General features: G+C 71.4%; 20 protein-coding genes and 1 riboswitch. Of the genes, 7 read left to right on the top strand and 13 right to left on the bottom strand.

What is annotated here, in order from left to right:
• Window positions 1-47 precede the first annotated feature (47 nt).
• Window positions 48-311 carry a phosphoribosyl-ATP diphosphatase gene (locus BKA14_RS42480; protein WP_184956363.1) on the bottom strand — a complete coding sequence of 88 codons (264 nt, stop codon included), beginning with the start codon at window positions 309-311 and terminating at the stop codon, window positions 48-50.
• Window positions 312-388: 77 nt separating this feature from the next.
• Between BKA14_RS42480 and BKA14_RS42475 the strand changes: the two genes are divergently transcribed.
• From BKA14_RS42475 to BKA14_RS42455, 5 genes are all read left to right on the top strand, one after another.
• Complete coding sequence (locus tag BKA14_RS42475; protein WP_184956362.1) at window positions 389-1,261, top strand: ABC transporter substrate-binding protein; 873 nt, start codon at window positions 389-391, stop codon at window positions 1,259-1,261.
• Window positions 1,258-2,121 (top strand): amino acid ABC transporter permease, encoded by an 864-nt coding sequence (locus BKA14_RS42470; RefSeq protein WP_184956361.1) that lies wholly within the window; start codon window positions 1,258-1,260, stop codon window positions 2,119-2,121. The genes BKA14_RS42475 and BKA14_RS42470 overlap by 4 nt, the downstream gene beginning before the upstream one ends.
• Entirely contained in the window at window positions 2,121-2,861 is a 741-nt protein-coding gene (locus BKA14_RS42465; protein WP_184956360.1) for an amino acid ABC transporter ATP-binding protein, read from the top strand. The genes BKA14_RS42470 and BKA14_RS42465 overlap by 1 nt, the downstream gene beginning before the upstream one ends.
• A gap of 102 nt (window positions 2,862-2,963) precedes the next feature.
• Window positions 2,964-3,380 (top strand): hypothetical protein, encoded by a 417-nt coding sequence (locus BKA14_RS42460; RefSeq protein ID WP_184956359.1) that lies wholly within the window; start codon window positions 2,964-2,966, stop codon window positions 3,378-3,380.
• A 10-nt stretch (window positions 3,381-3,390) separates the two neighbouring features.
• Window positions 3,391-3,813 (top strand): hypothetical protein, encoded by a 423-nt coding sequence (locus BKA14_RS42455; protein ID WP_184956358.1) that lies wholly within the window; start codon window positions 3,391-3,393, stop codon window positions 3,811-3,813.
• On the opposite strand, the gene ribH is transcribed toward BKA14_RS42455, so the two are convergent.
• The 6 genes from ribH to rpe all read right to left on the bottom strand — a co-directional run bounded on the left by ribH (window position 3,810) and on the right by rpe (window position 9,487).
• Complete coding sequence (gene ribH, locus BKA14_RS42450; protein ID WP_184956357.1) at window positions 3,810-4,286, bottom strand: 6,7-dimethyl-8-ribityllumazine synthase; 477 nt, start codon at window positions 4,284-4,286, stop codon at window positions 3,810-3,812. The genes BKA14_RS42455 and ribH overlap by 4 nt on opposite strands.
• Window positions 4,287-4,333: 47 nt before the next feature.
• Window positions 4,334-5,539 (bottom strand): bifunctional 3,4-dihydroxy-2-butanone-4-phosphate synthase/GTP cyclohydrolase II, encoded by a 1,206-nt coding sequence (locus BKA14_RS42445; protein ID WP_184956356.1) that lies wholly within the window; start codon window positions 5,537-5,539, stop codon window positions 4,334-4,336.
• On the bottom strand, window positions 5,532-6,131 hold the full coding sequence (locus BKA14_RS42440) for a riboflavin synthase (RefSeq protein WP_184956355.1): 600 nt from the start codon (window positions 6,129-6,131) through the stop codon (window positions 5,532-5,534). The genes BKA14_RS42445 and BKA14_RS42440 overlap by 8 nt, the downstream gene beginning before the upstream one ends.
• 233 nt (window positions 6,132-6,364) lie before the next feature.
• Window positions 6,365-7,420: a bifunctional diaminohydroxyphosphoribosylaminopyrimidine deaminase/5-amino-6-(5-phosphoribosylamino)uracil reductase RibD gene (gene ribD, locus BKA14_RS42435; RefSeq protein ID WP_184956354.1), complete on the bottom strand. Its 1,056-nt coding sequence runs from the start codon at window positions 7,418-7,420 to the stop codon at window positions 6,365-6,367.
• 121 nt (window positions 7,421-7,541) lie between these two features.
• A riboswitch (FMN riboswitch) is annotated at window positions 7,542-7,716 on the bottom strand.
• Window positions 7,717-7,814: 98 nt separating this feature from the next.
• Window positions 7,815-8,822: a GGDEF domain-containing response regulator gene (locus BKA14_RS42430; protein WP_184956353.1), complete on the bottom strand. Its 1,008-nt coding sequence runs from the start codon at window positions 8,820-8,822 to the stop codon at window positions 7,815-7,817.
• Complete coding sequence (gene rpe, locus BKA14_RS42425; protein ID WP_184956352.1) at window positions 8,819-9,487, bottom strand: ribulose-phosphate 3-epimerase; 669 nt, start codon at window positions 9,485-9,487, stop codon at window positions 8,819-8,821. The genes BKA14_RS42430 and rpe overlap by 4 nt, the downstream gene beginning before the upstream one ends.
• Window positions 9,488-9,826: 339 nt before the next feature.
• Here rpe and BKA14_RS42420 point away from each other — a divergent pair, with 339 nt between their 5' ends.
• Window positions 9,827-10,690 carry a septum formation family protein gene (locus BKA14_RS42420; RefSeq protein WP_184956351.1) on the top strand — a complete coding sequence of 288 codons (864 nt, stop codon included), beginning with the start codon at window positions 9,827-9,829 and terminating at the stop codon, window positions 10,688-10,690.
• A gap of 13 nt (window positions 10,691-10,703) precedes the next feature.
• Here the strand turns inward: BKA14_RS42420 and BKA14_RS42415 are convergent, their stop codons facing one another.
• The 4 genes from BKA14_RS42415 to BKA14_RS42400 form a co-directional block, all read right to left on the bottom strand.
• Window positions 10,704-12,176: an RsmB/NOP family class I SAM-dependent RNA methyltransferase gene (locus tag BKA14_RS42415; protein ID WP_438861937.1), complete on the bottom strand. Its 1,473-nt coding sequence runs from the start codon at window positions 12,174-12,176 to the stop codon at window positions 10,704-10,706.
• On the bottom strand, window positions 12,173-13,099 hold the full coding sequence (fmt, locus tag BKA14_RS42410) for a methionyl-tRNA formyltransferase (RefSeq protein WP_184956350.1): 927 nt from the start codon (window positions 13,097-13,099) through the stop codon (window positions 12,173-12,175). The genes BKA14_RS42415 and fmt overlap by 4 nt, the downstream gene beginning before the upstream one ends.
• A gap of 5 nt (window positions 13,100-13,104) precedes the next feature.
• Complete coding sequence (def, locus tag BKA14_RS42405; protein WP_184956349.1) at window positions 13,105-13,662, bottom strand: peptide deformylase; 558 nt, start codon at window positions 13,660-13,662, stop codon at window positions 13,105-13,107.
• A gap of 104 nt (window positions 13,663-13,766) precedes the next feature.
• A complete protein-coding gene (locus tag BKA14_RS42400) occupies window positions 13,767-15,086 on the bottom strand; it encodes a cytochrome P450 (RefSeq protein ID WP_184957276.1) in 1,320 nt (439 codons plus the stop codon).
• Between the two features lie 279 nt (window positions 15,087-15,365).
• On the opposite strand from BKA14_RS42400, the gene BKA14_RS42395 reads away from it, so the two are divergent.
• Complete coding sequence (locus BKA14_RS42395; protein ID WP_311776129.1) at window positions 15,366-17,744, top strand: primosomal protein N' family DNA-binding protein; 2,379 nt, start codon at window positions 15,366-15,368, stop codon at window positions 17,742-17,744.
• A gap of 72 nt (window positions 17,745-17,816) precedes the next feature.
• Here BKA14_RS42395 and metK read toward each other — a convergent pair whose 3' ends face one another.
• Together metK and coaBC are read right to left on the bottom strand one after the other, a co-directional pair.
• Entirely contained in the window at window positions 17,817-19,007 is a 1,191-nt protein-coding gene (gene metK, locus BKA14_RS42390) for a methionine adenosyltransferase (protein WP_184956347.1), read from the bottom strand.
• A 45-nt stretch (window positions 19,008-19,052) separates the two neighbouring features.
• Window positions 19,053-20,300: a bifunctional phosphopantothenoylcysteine decarboxylase/phosphopantothenate--cysteine ligase CoaBC gene (gene coaBC / locus BKA14_RS42385; protein ID WP_184956346.1), complete on the bottom strand. Its 1,248-nt coding sequence runs from the start codon at window positions 20,298-20,300 to the stop codon at window positions 19,053-19,055.
• Window positions 20,301-20,544: the final 244 nt, after the last annotated feature.

The raw sequence follows: 20,544 nt of genomic DNA, 5'->3' as shown, positions 1-20,544 counted from the left end.
ACGGACGTGCTCCTTCTGTTTCTGCTGATGAGAGACGAGGTGGCACGTCACAGATGTCGATACACGTCCTTGAGGTCGAGGCCGGTCGCGATCATCAGGACCTGAGCCTGGTAGAGCAGCTGGGAGATCTCCTCGGCGGCCCGCTCGGGGCCCTCGTGCTCGGCGGCCATCCAGGATTCGGCCGCCTCCTCGACGACCTTCTTCCCGATGAAGTGGACTCCGCGCTCCAGGGCGGCGACGGTGCCGGAACCCGGGGTCCCCTCCGCCGCTTTCGCCTGCAGCTCGGCGAACAGCTCTTCGAACGTCTTCACGGCGGCCATTTTGCCAACTCGTCACGGGATGGCGACGAACGGCCCCAGCAGGTGAGACGTGCCCTAGGCTCCCGGACATGGTCAGCCGATTCACCCTTCTCACCACCGGCGGCGCCGTCCTTGCGCTCGCCGCCCTCGCGGGCTGCTCGCCCGTCGAGGACAACGCCGCCCCCACCGCGTCGGCCAGCGCCTCCGCGGACGTTTGCCCTGCTGGCGCCCTTCCGACGAAGACCGCCGGCAAGTTGACGATCGGCACCGACAACCCGGCCTACGAGCCGTGGTTCTCCGACAACGACCCCAAGAACGGCAAGGGGTTCGAATCGGCCGTCGCGTACCAGGTCGCCCAGCGTCTGGGCTATTCGCCGGACAACGTGATCTGGACCTCTGTGACGTTCAACAACGCCATCGCGCCGGGTCCGAAGGCGTTCGACTTCGACGTCAACCAGTTCTCGATCACCCCCGAACGGCGCAACGCGGTGGACTTCTCGTCGCCGTACTACCTCGTACGGCAGACGGTCATCTCCACCAAGGGCTCGAAGATCGCCAACGCCAAGACGCTGGCCGACCTCAAGGAGGCCAAGCTCGGCGCGCAGGTCGGCACGACCAGCTATCAGGCCGTGACCGACCTGATCAAGCCGAGCAACCAGCCGTCGGTGTTCAACAACAACGACGACGCCAAGGCCGCGCTGGTCAACGGCACCGTCGACGGCATCGTGGTGGACCTGCCGACCGCGTTCTACATGACCGCGGCCGAGCTCAAGGACGGCATCATCGTCGGCCAGCTGCCCCAGGTGGGCGTGCCCGAGCAGTTCGGCCTGGTGCTCGACAAGGGCTCCACACTGACCAGCTGCGTCAGCACCGCGGTGGACCAGTTGCGCCAGGACGGCACCCTGGCCGTGCTGGAGAAGACCTGGCTGGCCGGCTCGGGCGGGGCCCCCGAACTCCAGTGACCGGTTCTCACAAGCCGAGCGACATCCAGCTGGAACGGGTCGCCTATCGCCGTAAGCGGGCGATCCGTTCCACGCTGCTCGCCGCCCTGTCGACGGCCGTCGTGGGCGTGCTGCTCTATCTCGGGGTCACCGGCTCGCCGGGCTGGGAGCGGGTCAAGGCGTCGTTCCTCGACTGGGACATCGCGGTCAAGGCGCTGACCGGCCGGGACAACTACCCCTCGATCCTGTCGGGGCTGTGGCTCAACATCCGGCTGATGGTGATCTGCACGGCCTGCGCGCTCGCGCTCGGCCTGCTCATCGCGATCCTGCGCACCCTGCGGGGTCCGGTCACTTTCCCCGTACGGGCCCTGGCCACCACGTATACGTACTCGTTCCGCGGCCTGCCGCTGATCATCGTGATCTACCTGTTCGCGTTCGGCATCCCGGGTCTGCGGTTGCAGGGCACGCCGAGCGTGACGGTGCTCGGCGCGGCGGCCATCGTGGTGACCTACGGGGCCTACCTGGCCGAGGTGTTCCGGGCCGGCATCGAGTCGGTGCACCCGAGCCAGGTGGCGGCGGCCCGCTCGCTCGGGCTGAGCTATCGCCGCACCATGCGCCACGTGGTGCTGCCGCAGGCCATCCGACGGGTCACGCCGCCACTGCTCAACGACACCGTGGCCCTGCAGAAGGACGTCGGGTTGATCTCACTGGCGGGGCCGATCGACGCGATCCGGGCCGCGCAGATCAATCAGGCCGGCACGGCCAACTTCACCCCGTACGTGGTGGCCGGCGTGCTCTTCGTGCTGCTGGCCCTGCCGCTGATCGGGGTCACCGACTGGGTGACGTTACGCGCCGCGCGCCGGCAGAACGCGGGTAACTGATGCTGCTCTCCTGCACCGACGTCCGGAAGACGTTCGGCCCCAACGTGGTGCTCGACAACCTCTCGCTCGACGTGGACGAGCACGAGGTGGTCGCGCTGATCGGGGCCTCCGGTTCGGGCAAGTCGACCCTGCTGCGCTGCGTCAACCTGCTCACCGAGATCGACGACGGGGTGGTGCGGCTCGACGGCGAGGACATCACCGATCCGCGGGTCGACCCCGACCTCGTACGGCAGAAGATCGGCCTGGTCTTCCAGTCGTACAACCTGTTCCCGCACATGACCGTGCTCGACAACATCACCCTGGCCCCCGTACGGGTGCACAAGCGCACTTCGAAGGACGCGCGCGACCAGGCGATGGAGTGGCTGGGCCGGGTCGGCTTGTCGGACAAATCAGGCAGCTATCCCGATCGCTTGTCGGGTGGGCAGCAGCAGCGCGTCGCGATCGTGCGGGCGCTGGTCAACAGTCCCCGCCTGCTCCTGCTGGACGAGGTCACGTCGGCGCTCGACCCGGAACTGGTGGGTGAGGTGCTCACGATGATCCGCGAGCTCAAGGACGAGGGCATGACGATGGTGCTGGCCACGCACGAGATGGGCTTCGCCCGGCAGGTGGCCGACCGGGTGGCCTTCCTCGACAAGGGACGCGTGCTCGAACAGGGACCGCCCTCCCAGGTGCTGGGCGACCCGGTCGAGGCACGGACGCGGCAGTTCCTGGCCCGGATCTTCGAGGCGGGCCGGCTTTAAGGCCTGGCGCATTGAAGCCGGTGCATGGCATGGTGCTATCGCGGGCACGGGGGTGAACCGCCGAATACGGGGAGGCGGCCCTCTGCCCTGGAGAGGACCGTAATGCGCCGAATTCTGGCATTCTCCGGCTTCCTGGCCGCTGTCGTCACCGGGTCCCTGCTCGTCGCGCCGGCCGCCAACGCCGCCACCGGCCCGTCGTCGACCCGCATCGACTCCGTCGACCGTCGCCAGCAGGGCGACCGGGTTCTGGTCAACCTCAGCTACAACTGCCCCGCCGGGGCGCGGATCCAGCTCGTGGTGACCGTCACCGCGGCCAACGGCACCCGCATCGCGCAGGGCACCCGGCAGAAGCGGGTCGACTGCACGGGCGACTGGACGGCCACCGAGCTGCGGGTCGACCGTGACCTCGCGGGCGCCGTCTTCATCGTCGGCGCGGCCACCGCGCGGACGGTGCGCACGGTATGCGACGACACGAGCTGCGAGACCATCTCGTTCGACGAGACCATCCGGATCAGCTGAGGAGGCTGCTGTGCTTGTGCGTGGACGTATCGCTCTGGCTTCCGCCCTGTCCGCTTTGACTTTCGCTTCCCTCGGCGCGGTGCCCGCTCACGCCGCCGCTGACGCCACGATCGACGTCATGTTCGCTTTCCGGGTCGCCCGGGGCGCGGCCGTCGACGTGTCGTACGGGATCACCTGCCCGGCCGACTACCGGGCGACCGTCACCGTCTCGCTCGACCAGGTTCGCAAGGACGGGCTGCGGGCCAGCGGCACCGTCACCGAGCAGCTGACCTGCGCCGGCACCGGCGTGCTGGAGATGGGCCGGGTCACCGCGAACATCGGCGGGGCGCCGTTCCAGGTCGGCTCGGCCACGCTGGCCGTCCTGGCGACCGGCTGCAACAACCAGGACTGCTTCGTTGTGCCGGTCAACCAGGAGATCCACGTTCAGAACTAAGGCTTGCTGATCTCGCGGAGGGCGAGGGCCGCGTCGAGCACGGCGACCGTGCTCTGCCAGCCCTTGTCCTCCACCGAGTCCTCCAAGCCGGCCCGGTCGCGGGCCTGGCCCAGGCTCATCACCGTCAGCACACCGTGGGCGACGGGGGTGCTCTCGTCGAGCGCGACCCGGGTCAGGCCGTCGGTCACGGCATCGCAGACGTACTTGAAGTGGTCGGTCTCGCCCTTGATGACCACGCCCAGGGCAACCACGGCGTCACACTTGCGGGCCAGCGCCTGCGCCACGACCGGCAGCTCGACCGAGCCGGCCACCCGCACCACCACGACGTCCTCGACCCCGCACTCCTCCGCCGCCGCCTTGGCCCGTTCGATCATGTGATCGACCAGGTCGGCGTGCCAGCGCGAGCCGACGATCCCGAGCCGCAGCCCGGCCGCGTCGACCGTCTCCAAATGCGGATCCCCGAAGCCGGCCATGTGTCCCCCTCTGTGAAAGTTCATCCTCACCCGTACCGGGCGGGAAATCAGCCCAATGCTTCGAACAGGTGCCCCATGCGGTCCCGCTTGGTTCGCAGGTAACGCACGTTCTCGGGGTGCAGGCGCACGGGCAGCGCCTCCCGGCCGGTGATCGTCAGGCCGTAGCCCTCGAGCCCGGCCCGCTTGGCCGGGTTGTTGGTGAGCAGCCGCATCGAGCGCACACCCAGGTCGTAGAGGATCTGCGCGCCCGTGCCGTAGTCGCGGGCGTCGGCCGGCAAGCCCAGCTCGAGATTGGCGTCGACGGTGTCGAACCCGCGGTCCTGCAACTGGTACGCCTGGAGCTTGTGCAGCAGGCCGATCCCCCGGCCCTCGTGCCCGCGCATGTAGAGCACCACGCCCCGGCCCGCATCGGCCACCCGCTCCAGAGCGGCGTCCAGCTGAGGGCCGCAGTCGCAGCGCTGCGAGCCGAAGACGTCGCCGGTCAGGCACTCCGAGTGCACGCGCACCAGCACGTCCTCGCCGTCGCCGAGCTCGCCGCAGACCAGCGCCACGTGCTCGCTGTCGTCGGTCCGCGACCGGTAGCCGACCGCCGTGAACAGGCCCTTCTCGGTGGGCAGCCGGGTCTCGACCACCCGCTCGACCTGGGTCTCGCGGTGCCGGCGGTAGGCGATCAGCTCGGTGATGCTGATCAGCGCCAGGTCGTGCTCGACGGCGAACTTCTCGAGGTCGGGGCGGCGCTGCATGGTGCCGTCGTCGTTGACCATCTCGCACAGCACACCGGCCGGTCGCAGCCCGGCCAGCACGGACAGGTCGATGGCGGCCTCGGTGTGGCCGGGACGGCGCAGCACCCCGCCCGGCTTGGCCCGCAGCGGCACCACGTGGCCGGGGCGGGACAGATCCGACGGCTTGGTCTCGGGCGAGGCCAGCAGGCGGATGGTGCGGGCCCGGTCGGCGGCCGAGATGCCGGTCGCGACACCCTCACGGGCGTCCACGGTCACGGCGTACGCGGTGCCGCGGGCGTCCTGGTTGGTGTGGAACATCGGCGGCAGGTCGAGCCGGTCGGCCTCGTCCTCGGTGATCGGCACGCAGATGTAGCCCGACGTGTAACGCACCATGAAGGCGACGAGCTCCGGCGTGGCCTTCTCGGCCGCGAAGATCAGATCACCCTCGTTCTCGCGGTCCTCGTTGTCGACCACGATCACCGCGCGTCCGGCCGCGATGTCCGCGATCGCCCTCTCGACCTGCTCAAACATTGCGGCCCCCCAGCATCTTCTCCACGTACTTGGCGATCACGTCGACCTCGAGGTTCACCGGCTCGCACGGCTGCTTGCTGCCCAGGACGGTCAGCTTGGAAGTGGTCGGGATCATCCCGATGCTGAACGTCTCGTCGTCGACGGCCATGACGGTCAGCGAGACGCCGTCGACAGTGATCGAACCCTTCTCGACCACGTATTTCGCCAGGTCGGCGGGGAGCGAGAAACGCACGACCTCCCAGTCGGCGGCGGGCTCGCGGGCGATCACCCGGGCCACCCCGTCGACGTGGCCCTGCACCAGGTGACCGCCGAGGCGGCTGCCCAGCGCGGCGGCCCGCTCCAGGTTGACCTGACTGCCCACCTCGAGCGCGCCCAGCGAGGAGCGGCGCAACGTCTCACCCATGACGTCGGCGGTGAAGACGCCGCCGACGTTGTCGATCACGGTGAGACAGACGCCGTTGACCGAGATCGAGTCGCCGTGCTTCGCGTCCGACGTGACCACCGGCCCCCGTACGGCCAGCACGGCGGAGTCGTCGGTGGTGTGCTCGAGGCGGACGATCTCGCCCAGCTCCTCGATGATGCCCGTGAACATCCGATCTCCTTCTTGGGCGCCTCGCCCTTGTGCCTCACGGCCCTTGCCTTACCTGCCCTGCCGCCTTGCCCCTGCCGCCTTGCCCTGCCGCCTTGCCTTGCCCGGCCGCCTTGCCCTGCCCGGCCGCCTTGCCCTGCCGCCTTGCCCTGCCCTGCCCTGCCGCCTTGCCTGCCGCCTTGCCCTACGCCCCGCCTTGCACTGCCCGATTTATCCCTTTGGCGAGGATGCCTGCATCAGCTCTCCTTCTGCCGGAGGGCGGCGGTGAAGCGCAGGTCGGGGCCGATCTGCGCGATGTCCTTGAGGTCGAGCTCGATGGCGTCGCCGATCGTGGCGACGCCCGCGTCGACCAGGGCCGTCTTGCCCGCGCCGAGCAGCTTGGGCGCCACATAGCCGATCACCTGGTCGACCAGCCCCGCCTCCAGGAACGCGCCGGCCAGCGTGGGGCCGCCCTCCAGCAGCACCGAGCGGATGCCCCGGCCGAACATGGCGGCCAGCAGCGCGTGCAGGTCGACGCGGCCGTCCGTCCCCGCGCCGAGCTCGTGCTTCGTGGCGATCCAGGTCGGTGCGGCGGCGTCCCTCACTCGCGCTTTCTCCGGCGTACGCCCCTCGGAGTCGACGACCACCCGGAGCGGCTGCTTGATGGCGAGCGTGCCGTCCTTGAGGTCGCGCACGGTGAGCTGGGGGTCGTCGGCGATGACGGTGCCGACGCCGGCCACGATCGCGTCGACCGTGCTGCGCAGCACGTGCACGTCCGAGCGGGCGGGCGCCGACGTGATCCACTGGCTGGTGCCGTCCGCGGCGGCCGACCGGCCGTCCAGCGTGGCGGCGAACTTCCAGGTCACGTACGGCCGGCCGCGGCGCACGGCGGTCAGCCAGGCCACGTTGCCCTCGCTCGCCTCCAGGCGGCGCACACCGGTCTCGACCTGAAGCCCGGCGGCGCGCATGGTGACCGCGCCACCCGCCGCGACGGGCGTGGGGTCGTCGACGGCGATCACGACCCGCCGGATGCCCGCGTTGATCAGGGCCCGGCTGCAGGGCCCCGTACGGCCGGTGTGGTTGCAGGGCTCCAGCGTGACGACGGCCGTGCCGCCCTGAGCCCGCTCACCGGCCTGCGCGAGCGCGACGATCTCGGCGTGCGGCCCGCCGGCGTACGCGTGGAAGCCCTCGCCGACGATCTCACCGTCGCTGTCGAGCAGGATGCAGCCGACCACCGGGTTGGGGCTGGTCGTGCCGAGGCCCCGGGCGGCCAGCGCGATCGCGCGGCGCATCGCCTCGTCCTCGGTCACCATCGTCGTCTTCCTCTCACAGCGCGGACAAAACACGCGCTGTGCACGGGGAGGAAACGCCGAGAATCGGACACGAGGGTACGCTTCGCGCACCCCGGACATGGACTGGCCATGATCCGATTCCGCGCGCTGTCTCCCATCCGGACTGTCTGATCGGGCTGCTGCCTGATCAACCGTCGGCCCTGGGTTTTCACCAGGTCCACCGTCCGTCGTCGGGTAACGACGTCCGGGTCGCGGGCTTACCGATCAACGATCGGATCACCGCCGGTTCGGAATTTCACCGAGTCCCGCCAGCGCGTGGTGGGTCAATCCCGAGTTTGACACGACAACAAACTTTTGACACCCCTCGGGCGAGGCATCTCACATCTTGACCGGTTAGATGGGGTTTGACCAGCGCTTATCCTTCTTCGCCGTCCGCACGCCGACGGTCGATCGCCACATACGACCCGGGCTGCGACTTGGCCACCTTCTTCATCTCGGACGCCACAGCGATCACCACGCGCGGGTCGGTGAAGCGGCGCCCGTCGACTGTGGCCTGGGCGACGCCGATCGACAGGGTCACCAGGGCGGCCCGGTTCTTGTTGCCGCGGCGGTCGGGCACCTCGATGTAGCCACGCTCGGCGTCGCGGGCGTCGTACAACTGGTCGGCCGCCTGCTCGAAGTCCGTGACCGTGCGTTTCGTCAACGGCAGCACCTGGTCAGGCGTACAGATGAAAACGAAGTCGTCGCCGCCGATGTGGCCCAGGAAGATCGAGGGCGGGCCGACAGTGGTGACCGCCCGGTGCAGGCTGCGGGCGAGCGCGGTGATGAATTCGTCGCCCCGGTCGAAGCCGTAGACGTCGTTGACGCTCTTGAACCGGTCGACGTCGATGTAGCCCACCGAATACTCGCCGCCCAGCTTCATCCGGTCGGCGATCTCGCGCCGCACCCGCGCGTTGCCGGGCAGACCGGTCAGCGGCGAGACCTCGCGGAACTCCTTGTTGCGGCGCAGCGTGGAGGCCACCCGCGCGATCAGCTCGGCCGTGTCGAACGGCTTGACCAGGTAGTCGTCGACCCCGGCGGTCAGCCCCACGACCTTGTCGACGGTCATGCTCTTGGCGGTCAGCATGATCACTGGGAGGGCCGAGGTGAGCGGCTCGGCGCGCAGCCGGCGGGTCAGCTCGACGCCGTCCATGCGCGGCATCATCCAGTCGACCACGGCCAGGTCGGGCCGGTTGTTCTGCATCAGGTCGAGCGCAGCCTGGCCGTCGGGGGCGCGGATCACCTCGTACCCGTGGACCTTGAGGTTGAACTCGACGAAGCTGGCGATGTCCTGATCGTCGTCGACGACCAGGATCAGATCGGGGCGGTCCTCGGGCTCGGGACCCAGCTCCTCCGGCTTGGGATCGGCGACCCCAGTGCTCATCCGGCTCCTCCCGCCAGCTCTCGCAGCTTACGAATGGCCGCGGCGGGATCCTGCGCCCCGTAGACCGCCGTGCCGGCCACGAAGGCGTCGGCGCCCGCTTCCGCCGCCTGTTCAATTGTGTCGGCCGCGATGCCGCCGTCCACCTCCAGGCGCACTTCGAGATGACCGGCCTCGATGCGGCGGCGCACCTCGCGCACCTTACCGAGCGTTTCGGGCAGGAACTTCTGGCCGCCGAACCCGGCCTTGATCGTCATGATCAGCACCGTGTCCACATGGGGCAGCAGGTCGAGATAGGGCTCGACAGGAGTGTCGCGGTCGATCGCAAGGCCGGCCTTGGCCCCCGCCGCACGCAGGGTCTTCGCCAGTGCCACAGGGTCGTCGGTGGCCTCGGCATGGAAGGTGACGTTGTAGGCCCCGGCCTCGGCGTAGCCCGGTGCCCACCGCTCCGGATCAGTGATCATCAGATGCACGTCGAACGGGATGCTGGTCGCCTTGCGCAGACTCTGCACAACCGGGAGCCCGATTGTCAGATTGGGCACGAAGTGGTTGTCCATGACGTCGACATGCACCCAGTCGGCCGCACCTTCGATGGCGTGCACCTCGTCGGCCAGACGGGCGAAATCGGCGGCCAGGATGCTGGGAGCAATGATCAGCGACGGTTCCACGGGACGAAGTCTATGGCCTCGCTGTCGCCGCCCGTGGCCAACCGCACCCCGCGCCGGCCGCTCCGCCCTCCAGCGGCGCCCCTCACACCCCGGCCCGCCCGCCCTCCATCGGTTCCTCTCACACCCCCGCTCGTCCCGCCCTTCCCACCCCGCTCGCCTCGCCCTCCAGCCGCGCCCTCCACACCCCCGCTCGCCACACCTCCAGCCGCGCCCTCCACACCCACCGCCCCGGCCCCGCCTCGCCTCAACCACGCCTCAGCCCGCCCTCGCCGGCGATGGACCGGTCTCGCTGTCTTCCCGATAGAGTGACGGCCCTTGACCGCTCGACGGGGGGACAGCATGCGACGGTGGGCTGCCGGACTGGCCGCCGCCGCGCTCGCGCTCCTGCCGGCCGGGTGTGCCGACCTGCCGGAAGGCGTCGACGGCGACCTCACCGACGCCTGGCCCGCCGTGCCCGCGGCCCAGCAGTTCCGGCCGACGGCCGCGTGCCACCCCGACGTCGTCGCGGAGGGCACGATCGACAACTGGTCGCCGGTCGCGTGCACCGGACCGCACCTGACCGAGACGGCGGTGATCGCCGATGTGACGGACGGCGGTGTCTCGGCCGACCGGGGCCGGGCGTTCCGGGAGTGCTCGAAGCGGGTCAACGCGTTTCTCGGCGGCGACTGGCGTACGGGCTGGCTGGTGCTGCAACCGGTGCTGCCCGGCCAGGCGGCCTGGCGGGGCGGCGCCCGGTGGTTTCGCTGCGACCTCATGGAGACCTCACCCGTGAACGGGGAGCTGGTGCGCCGGTCGGGCAGCCTCAAGGGTGCGCTCGCCGGGGCGGGCAAGCTCCGGATGACCTGCGCGAACCCCGAGGTCGTGGACGAACGGGTGACCGCGATGCACCCGGTGGCCTGCTCAACCGGGCACACGTCGGAGTTCGCGGGCCTGTTCGTGAGCAAGCGCGCCACCGTGTCCGGCCTGACCCCCGGCGAGCTGGAGAAAGGCTGCGACACGACGATCGCCGAGTTCGCCGGCATCCCGGACGACGGGACCGTGCGCAACCGGGTGGGCTGGCTCGGTTTCCCGCCTGACGCGGCGTCGTGGAAGCTGGGCGACCGCGCGGTCCGCTGCTTCCTGTGGCTCAACGGCGAGCGGATGACCGGCTCCTACCGGAACGCGGGCACCCGCAAGCTCAAAATCCACTACATCTACCGCTAGCCCGCCGCCCCCGTCAGCTGGTCCTCCTCAGGACAGCGAGGAACATCGCGTCGGTGCCGTGGCGGTGCGGCCACAGCTGCACCGTCGGCCCCGAACCCAGCCCCGGCATGCCCGGCGGCAGCAGCGGCCGCGCGTCCACGAAGTCGACCCCGACCCCGCTGCGGCGCGACCCCTCGGTCACGGTCACCTGGGTCTCGACCATGTGCGGTGAACACGTCACGTAGGCCACGACGCCACCCACCCGCACCGCCCGCAGGGCCGCCACCAGCAGTTCCCGCTGCAGTTTGGTCAGCGGCGGCAGGTCGGCGGGCTGCCGGCGCCAGCGCGACTCGGGCCGCCGCCGCAGCGAGCCGAGCCCGGTGCACGGCGCGTCGACCAGCACCCGGTCGAACGCCTCCTCGGGCAGGTCGGGGTCGCGGCCCACGGAACGCCCGTCCATCGGCAGCACGGTCACCGGCATGCCCTCGGTGGCCTGCTCGACCAGCCGGGCACGGTGCTCGGCCACCTCGACGGCGGTCACCTCGGCGCCCCGGCCCGCGGCGATCGCCCCGATCAGGCCGGTCTTGCCGCCCGGCCCGGCGCACAGGTCGAGCCAGCGCGTGTCCTGCCCCTCGATCGGCGCGGCCAGCAGCGCGGCCGCCACCAGCTGGGAGCCCTCGTCCTGCACGTGCGCGCGACCCTGCCGGATGGCGGACAGCTCGCGCGGGGAGCCGCCGTTGAGATAGACCGCGTACGGCGAGAACGCCCCCGGCACCCCGTCGACCTCGTCGGCCAGCTCGACCGCGTCGGCCCGGCCCGGGCGGGCGCACAGGTGCACCACCGGCGGCTGGTTGTCCTCGATCAGCAGCCGGGTGGTCTCGGCCAGATCGCCGCCCAGCGCCTCCGAGAACGCCCGGATGATCCACTCGGGGTGGTTGTGATGGACCGCGAGATTGCCGATCGGGTTGGCCTCGTAGTCGGGCGCGAGCCGCTCGAGCCACTTCTCCAGCGGCGTCTCGGCGATCGTGCGCATCACGGCGTTCGCGAATCCGGCCGCCCCCGGCGCGACCGAACGCACCAGGTCGACGGTCTGGTTGACGGCGGCGTGCGCGGGCACCCGGGTGTGCAGCAGCTGGTAGGCGCCCAGCCGCAGCGCGTCGCGCGCCGGCGGGTCGATCCGGGACACCTCACGCCCGGCCGCGTCGGCCACGATCAGGTCGAGCGTGCCCAGCATGCGCAGCGTGCCGTAGGTCAGCTCGGTCGCGAACGCGGCGTCCCGCCCGGACAGCGCCATGCCCCGCAGGATCTCGGGAAGAACCAGGTTCGCGTACGCGTCGTCGCGGTGCACGGCCGCAATGGCCTCGTACGCCGCTTGCCGCGCCGGATCCGACGGCGGCCGCCCACCGCGGGGAGCCCGCCCCGAACGTGCGTCCCGGTCGAACCCGGGGCCGCCGGGGCGCCGGGGCCGCCCCGAACCGTGCGGCCGATCTGCCCTGTGCTCGGTCACTGAAGCTTCTCTCCCTGCTGGATGCGGAGGCCGCGGGCCCAGTCGGTGGCCGCCATCGGCTTCTTGCCCGCGGCGCGCACCTCGCCCAGCACCACCGGCGTGGTCGCCGTGCCCACGAGCACCTGCGTCCGCTCGACGAGCAGGTCACCCGGCGCCAGCTCGGGACCGTTGGCCACCGGCCGAACCGGACCCAGCTTGAGCCGGTCGTCGCGCAGGGTCGTCCACGCGCCCGGCGCCGGGGTGCACGCGCGGATCCGCCGATCGACCGCGAACGCCGGGTCACCCCAGCGGATGCGCGCGTCCTCCACGGTCAGCTTGGGCGCGAGAGTGACGCCGTCGGCCGGTTGCGGATGCGCCCGGGCCGAGCCGGACTCGATCGCGTCGAGCACCGCGACGAGCAGGCCCGCTCCCTCGGTGGCGAGCCGTTCGAGCAGGTCGCCGGACGTGTCGGTGGGCCGGATGTCCTCGGTCAGCGTGCCGTAGACCGGGCCGGTGTCGAGGCCCGCCTCCAGCTCGAACACGCTGGCCCCGGTCACCTCGTCGCCGTGCAGGACGGCGTGCTGCACGGGGGCCGCGCCCCGCCAGGCGGGCAGCAGCGAGAAGTGCAGGTTGACCCAGCCGTGCTTGGGGATCTCGAGCGCACTCGGCGGCACCAGAGCGCCGTAAGCCACCACGGGGACGCAGTCGGGCGCGAGCGACCGCAGCCGCTCCTGGAACTCGGGCTCGCGCGGCCTCTCCGGCGTGAGCACCTCGATGCCCCGCTCGTCGGCCCACGCGGCGGCGGGCGAACGCACCAGACGACGGCCCCGCCCGGCGGGCGCGTCGGGACGGGTGACCACGGCGAGCAACTCGTGCCCCGAGGCCGCGATCGCGTCGAGGCTGGGCACGGCGACGGCCGGCGTGCCGGCGAAGATCAGACGCATCCCGCTCACCGCCCCAGACCGAAGAGGCCCCGGCCGTGCGGGCTCTCCTTGATCGTCGGCGGCTTGCCCGCGTCGTACCAGTCGGCGGCGCGGATCTGCTTCATCGCGTCCTTGCGCGAGGCGGCATCGAGGCGGTCGAGGAACAGCACGCCGTCGAGGTGATCGGTCTCGTGCTGCACGCAACGCGCCATCAGGCCGGTGCCGACGATCTGGATCGGGTCGCCGTGCTCGTTGAACCCGGCGGCCACGACGTTCTGCCGGCGCTTGGTGTCGATGTAGATGCCCGGGATCGACAGACAGCCCTCGGGACCGTCCTGCTCCTCGTCGTCGGGGAACGACAGCTCGGGGTTGATGATGTGCCCCACGACGTCATCCACGTCGAACGAGAAAACGCGCAGTCCGACACCGATCTGCGGAGCGGCCAGGCCGGCCCCGCCCTCCTCCAGCATGCTGTCGGTCAGGTCCTTGACCAGGGTGCGCAGTTCCTTGTCGAAGTCGACGACGGGATCGGCCGGCGTCCGGAGCACCGGATCGCCGAACAGACGGATGGACTGGACGGTCACGCGGGCAGACTCCTGACATCTCGGCTCGGCACCCGACTAGTCTACGGAGTGCCTCGGACCAGGCACGGTTCGCGTCACGCTCGCACCCTCCGACGTGCCCGGCGTCACGCCCCGGCCCCCGGCGGGCCGGGCGTCGCGCCACCACCGGCCGACGGGCTCAGCGCCGTGCCACCACCGGCCGGTGGGCCCGGCGCCGTGCCACCACCCGCCGGCGGGCCCAGCGTCACCGGCAAGGAAGACCAGCCGCGCAGATTCATGCGGGGGCGGCGTGTGGGTGGCCCGGCCGGCGCCAGCTCGGGGAAACGGCGCAGCAGAGCGGGCAGGGTGATCTGGGCCTCCAGCCGGGCCAGCGGCGCGCCCAGGCAATAGTGAGCGCCCGCGCCGAACGACAACGGCGCGTTGCCTGGCCGGTCCGGGTCGAAGACGCCGGGATCGCCGAACCGGGCCGGATCCCGGTTGGCCGCCCCGAGCAGCAGCACCAGTTCCGCGTCGGCCGGCACCTCGATCCCCCCGATCACGGCCGGGCGTGACGTGTAACGCTCGGTCAGCTGCACCGGCGACTCGATCCGCAGCACCTCCTCCACATACGCCGGGGCCAGCCCCGGGTCGGCGCGCAGCCGCTCGGCGTAGGCCGGGTGCTCGAGCAGCAGCACGATGCCGTTGCCCAGCAGGTTGGTCGTCGTCTCGAAGCCCGCCACCAGCAGCAGCGTGAGGTTGCCCAGCAACTCGGCGCCGGTCAGCTGCTCACCACCGGCGTCGTGGGCCGCGGCCAGGGCGGTGACCAGGTCGTCCTGCGGATGCTCGCGGCGCAACGCGACCAGATCGGTGAAGTAGTCCTCCAGCTCGAGCGCGGCCTCGTGGGCGAGTCGCCGATCCTCCTCGGTCCAGCGGACCTCGAGCACGGCCGTGAGTGCCTCGGCCAGCCGCCGGAACCGCCCCCGATCGGCCGCGGGCACCCCGAGCAGGGCGGTGATCACCCCGATGGGCAGCGGATAGGTCAGCTGGCCGACCAGGTCGACGACCCCGCCCTGGGCCCGCTCGGGCAGCGCCTCGATCGCCTCGTCGACCTGGGCCGTGATCACCTCGCGGAGGGCGCTCACCCGGCGCGCGGTGAACACCCCGGCGGCGAGGCGGCGCATCCGCGTGTGCTGCGGCGGGTTGGTCCTCAGCATCGAGTCGGCGAACAGCGCGACCGCCCGGTTGTCACGCCAGTCGGACCACTGGCTGTCGAGCCGGCGCGCGTCGTAGGCCTCCATGCCCGGGTCGCGCAGCACCGCGTCGACCTCCGCGTAGCCCGAGACGAAGTAGTAGCCTCGGCCCGCCCGCACGACGGGGCCGTGGTGGTGCAGCGCCTCGTAGGCCGGGACAGGGTCGTGATTCGCGCGCGGGTCCAACAGCATCGCAACCGCCGCGGCCGCATCCATGGGCCCCTCGTGGGTGATCGTCACCACTGCGCTCTGCCTCCCACGGTCCATCGAGGAACTGACGCCTCCCACCGTAGGGAATGCGGGCCGGGGCTGCGTCGACCCGGGGTTCGACTTCGGGTTCCACCCGTGGGTTGACGCCACGAAAACGCGATCCGGCAAGGATCTGGGAGCGACCAGGATTGTCGGAGGGGGCGGGCAGAATGTTCAGCGATGGCGACAAAGGGTGGACGCAGCGAACGGGTGCCGGCGGAACGGTTACCTGTGGCTCGCGTGTGCGTGGACGTGCCGCTGGCCCACCTCGACCGCCCGTTCGACTATCTGGTCGCGGCGGCCGACGACGAGGCGGCGCAGCCGGGTGTGCGGGTGCGGGTTCGGTTCGCGGGTCAGCTGGTCAGCGGCTTCCTGCTCGAGCGGGCGGAGTCCTCGCCCCACGGTGGCAAGCTGGCCTATCTCGACAGGGTGGTCTCCCCCGAGCGGGTCCTCGACCCCGAGATCGCCCGGGCGGCCCGCGCGGTGGCCGATCGCTACGCGGGCAATCTGTACGACGTGCTGCGCCTGGCCGTCCCCCCTCGCCACGCCCGCGTCGAGGCCCAGCCCTCGAAAGCACCCAAAAACAACGATCACCCCTCGTTGGCCGACGGCAGCGATGAGTCGGATGTGGCCGGCCACGACGCGGACACCGAGGTGGTCGACGACGCAGACGAATTGGCGGCGGGCAGCCGCGCTGCCGCGGAAGGGAGCGGCGACGCGGACGACGAGCCGGGCGTCAGAGCGCCGGAGGGCAGCGAGCCGGGCGCCGTCGCGCCGGAGAGCAACGAGCTGGGCGGCAGCGTCGGCCCAGACGGCCCGGGCGCCGGCCCGGAGGGCGCGGATGACAGCGTGAGCTCGGACGCCTCGGGCGGCAGCGTCGGCCCGGACGGCCCGGGCGCCGGCCCGGAGGGCGCGGATGACAGCGTGAGCTCGGACGCCTCGGGCGGCAGCGTCGGCCCGGACGGCCCGGGCGCCGGCCCGGAGGGCGCGGATGACAGCGTGAGCTCGGACGCCTCGGGCGGCAGTGCCGGCCCCGGGGGCTCGGGTGGTGGCGGTGGTTCGGTGCGGGGTGACGGCTTCGGGCGGTGGGGGCAGTACGTCGCTGGGCCGGCGTTCTTGCGGGCGCTCGCCGACGGGCGGAACGCCCGGGCGGTGTGGGGTGCGTTGCCCGGTGAGGACTGGGCGGCACGGATCGCCGAGGCCGCCGAGGCGACCGCGCGGGGTGGGCGTGGTGTGGTGATCGTGGTGGCCGACGCGCGGGACCTGGAACGGGTTGATCGGGCCCTGGGGGCGGTGCTCGGGCCGGGGCGGCACGTGGCGCTCAACGCGGCGCTGGGGCCGGCCGAGCGCTACCGGCGGTTCCTGGCGGCCAGCCGGCATCAGGTGCCCGTCGTGGTCGGCACCCGGGCCGCGATGTGGGCGCCGGTGGCTGAGCTGGGGCTGGTCGTGATCTGGGACGACGGCGACGACCTGCACGCGGAGCCCCGCTCGCCCTATCCGCACGCCCGCGAGGTGCTGTTGACCAGGGCTCAGCTGGCCGGTTGTGCGGCGTTGGTGGGGGGCTTCGCTCGTACGGGCGAGGGGCAGTTGCTGCTCGAGACCGGCTGGGCCCGCGAGATCAGCGCCACCCGTGACGTGCTCCGCCGGCACGCACCGGCGATCGCGCCGACCGGGGACGACCCGCAGATGGCCCGCGACCCGGCCGCGGCCACCGCCCGGCTGCCCAGCCTGGTCTGGGAGACGGCCCGGCAGGCGTTGAAGACGGGCGCGCCCGTGTTGGTGCAGGTGCCGCGGCGGGGCTACCTGCCGTCGATCGCCTGCAACGACTGCCGGACCCCGGCGCGTTGTCCACAGTGTTCGGGGCCGCTGGGTCTGCACGGGGCGCGCGAAGTTCCCGTCTGCCACTGGTGTGGCCGCGCGGCGGCCGCCTACGCCTGCCCGGCCTGCGGCGGGCGGCGGTTGCGGGCCTCGATCACCGGCGCCAAGCGGACGGCGGAGGAGCTGGGCCGGGCTTTTCCCGGTTCGCCGGTGCGCACGTCGGGGCGGGACGAGATCCTCGACTCGGTGCCGGGTGAGCCCGCCGTCGTGGTCGCGACGCCGGGGGCCGAACCGGTCGCCGAGGGCGGCTACGGCGCGGTGCTGCTGCTGGACGCGTGGGCCCTGCTCACCCGGGCCGACCTGCGGGCCGCGGAGGAGACCATGCGCCGCTGGCTGAACGCCGCCGCCCTGGCCAAGCCGGCCGCGGCCGGTGGGCGTGTCGTCGTGGTGGCCGACGGCTCGCTGGCCACGGTGCAGGCGTTGATCCGCTGGGATCCGGCCTGGTTCGCCTCGCGCGAGCTGGCCGAACGCCGCGAGCTGGCGTTCCCCCCGGCCTCCCGGATGGCCAGCCTCACCGGCAAAGCCGAGGCGGTCGCCGACTTCCTGGCCATCGCGAAGCTACCGTCCGACACGGAACTGCTGGGCCCGGTCCCTGCCGACGAGGAACAGGAACGCATGCTGCTCCGGGTCCCCCGCTCCGGTCTGGCCCCGCTGGCCAAGGCGCTGCACGAGGCGGCCGCGGTCCGCAGCGCCAAGAAGGCCCCCCTCACGGTCCGCATCGAGATCGACCCGTCCGCTCTCTTCTAGACCCGACGAGCTGACCCGGAAACAACAACGCCCCCGCGAAGGTGATCGCGGGGGCGTCGAGGTGGAGAAAGGTCAGGCGGCGGCGTTCTTCAGGTCCTGCGCGCGCTCGGTGCTCTCCCAGAGCAGCTCGGGGATGTCCCGGCCGAAGTGACCGTAGGCGGCCGTCTGCTGGTAGATCGGGCGCAGCAGGTCGAGGTCGCGGATGATGGCGGCCGGGCGCAGGTCGAAGACGGCGTTGATGGCCTTCTCGATCCGCTCGACCGGCACGTTCTCGGTGCCGAACGTCTCGACGAACAGCGACACCGGGTGAGCCTTGCCGATCGCGTACGCCACCTGGGTCTCGCAACGCTCGGCCAGACCGGCCGCCACCACGTTCTTGGCCACCCAGCGCATCGCGTACGCCGCGGAACGGTCCACCTTGGACGGGTCCTTGCCGGAGAACGCGCCGCCGCCGTGGCGGGCGTACCCGCCGTACGTGTCGACGATGATCTTGCGGCCGGTGAGGCCGGCGTCGCCCATCGGGCCGCCGATCTCGAAGCGGCCGGTCGGGTTGACCAGCAGGCGGTAACCCTCGGTGTCGAGCCCCAGGCCCTCCAGCTCGGGCGCGATCACGTGCTCGCGGATGTCGGGCGTGAGCAGCGACTCGAGCGAGATGTCGGCCGCGTGCTGCGACGAGACGACCACCGTGTCGAGGCGGACCGGCTTGAGACCGTCGTACTCGATCGTGACCTGGGTCTTGCCGTCGGGCCGCAGGTAGGGAATCGTGCCGTCCTTGCGGGCGGCCGACAGCCGGCGGGCCAGGCGGTGCGCGAGGGCGATCGGCAGCGGCATCAGCTCGGGGGTCTCCGAGCAGGCGAAACCGAACATCATGCCCTGGTCGCCGGCGCCCTGGGCGTCGAGCACGTGCTCGCTGTCACCCTCGCGCAGCTCGATCGCGCTGTCGACACCCTGCGCGATGTCGGGCGACTGCGAGCCGATCGAGACGCTGACGCCGCAGGACGCGCCGTCGAAGCCCTTCTTGGACGAGTCGTATCCGATCTTGAGGATCGTGTCGCGCACGATGCTCGGAATGTCGGCGTACGACTGGGTGGTGACCTCGCCCGCCACGTGCACCTGGCCGGTCGTGATCAAGGTTTCCACCGCGACCCGGCTGCGGGGGTCCTGCGCCAGCAGGGCGTCGAGAATGCCGTCGCTGATCTGGTCAGCGATCTTGTCCGGGTGGCCTTCCGTGACCGACTCGGAGGTGAACAGGCGGCGTGCCACGGTGCTCCTCAGATTTGTCGAATACAACGTAACGCGGAAGTGTAGTCACCGTGCCGGACCGGACTCGCGTGGGTGCTGTGCCGTCCCATCGTCTGCGACCTGGCGTTCCAGGAGCGTCGCGACACGGTCGTAAATCATATCGGCCACATCGTCTTTAGGGAGTTCGGCATGACTGTCGGTGCTTCCGTCCGCTCCCAGCAGCGTGACCTCATTGTGGTCGGCCCCGAACACGCGGTCCACTCCAACCTCGTTAACGACGATCAGGTCGGCACGTTTCTTGACCAGTTTCGCCCGCGCGTGTTCGATCGCGTCGTGCGTTTCGGCTGCGAACGCGACCAGGATCTGCCCAGGTCGTTTGCTCGCGCCCAGTTCGGCCGCGATGTCCGGGTTGGTGGCCAGCTCGATCGGCGCCGGGGTGCCGCCCTCCGTCTTCTTGATCTTTTCCGCGGCCACGGTGACGGGCCGGAAGTCCGCCGGAGCGGCCGACATCACCACGACGTCGGCGTCGGCCGCGGCTTTCACAACCGCCAACCGCAGCTCCTCGGTCGTGCCGACGCGCACGATGTCGACCCCCGCCGGATCGGGCAGCGTCACGTTGGCCGCGATCAGCGTCGTCCGTGCGCCCCGGGCCGCGGCCGCCTTGGCCAGCGCGTAGCCCTGCTTGCCGGACGACCGGTTGCCGAGAAAACGCACCGGGTCGAGCGGCTCGCGCGTGCCGCCCGCCGTCACCACCACGTGCCGCCCGGCAAAATCAAGATCAAGACCGCGTTTCCGTACGCGTCGAGCCAGCTCCCAAATCGCCGAAGGATCGGGGAGACGACCCTTACCGGTGTCCTTGCCGGTCAGCCGGCCCACCGCCGGCTCGATCACCACCGCACCGCGGGCCCGCAGGGTCGCGACATTGGCTTGAGTGGCCGGGTTCTCCCACATCTCGGTATGCATGGCCGGCGCGTACACGATCGGGCAGGTCGCCGTGAGCAGCGTGTTGGTCAGCAAGTCGTCGGCGATGCCGTGCGCGGCCTTGGCCAGCAGGTCGGCGGTCGCCGGGGCGACGACGACCAGCTCGGCCGCCCGCCCGATCCGCACGTGCGGCACCTCGTGCGCGTCGTCCCACACGTCGGTCGCCACGGGCTGCCCCGACAGGGCGGCCCACGTCGGCGCCCCGACGAACTTCAGCGCCGAAGCCGTCGGCACCACGCGCACCCGGTCGCCCGACTCGGTGAACAACCGAAGCAGTTCACAGGCCTTGTAGGCGGCGATGCCACCGCCCACCCCGAGCACCACTTCAGTCACCGCGAGACCCCTTCCGAGCGCTGTCGGAGCCAACGCTAGCCCGCTCAAAGCCCCCGCGCGGTCCGGACCCCAGGCCTGTGGACAAGGAGCACGGAGATATCCACAGGGACGGCGCGGATGCGAGAAAGGCGTATAAGGGCGGACCGGGACAGCGGCACACAGAGCAAAGACCCCAGAGCCGCGCAGAGGCGGAGTGCGGGGCGAGGCGCGGGGCGGGGCGCCGGGCGCGGGGGCGGGACGCGGG

The sequence above is a fragment of the Paractinoplanes abujensis genome (assembly GCF_014204895.1).
Taxonomy (GTDB): Bacteria; Actinomycetota; Actinomycetes; order Mycobacteriales; family Micromonosporaceae; genus Actinoplanes; species Actinoplanes abujensis.
Note: the sequence above shows the minus strand (reverse complement) of the source record. Positions and strands in the feature narration are given on the sequence as shown.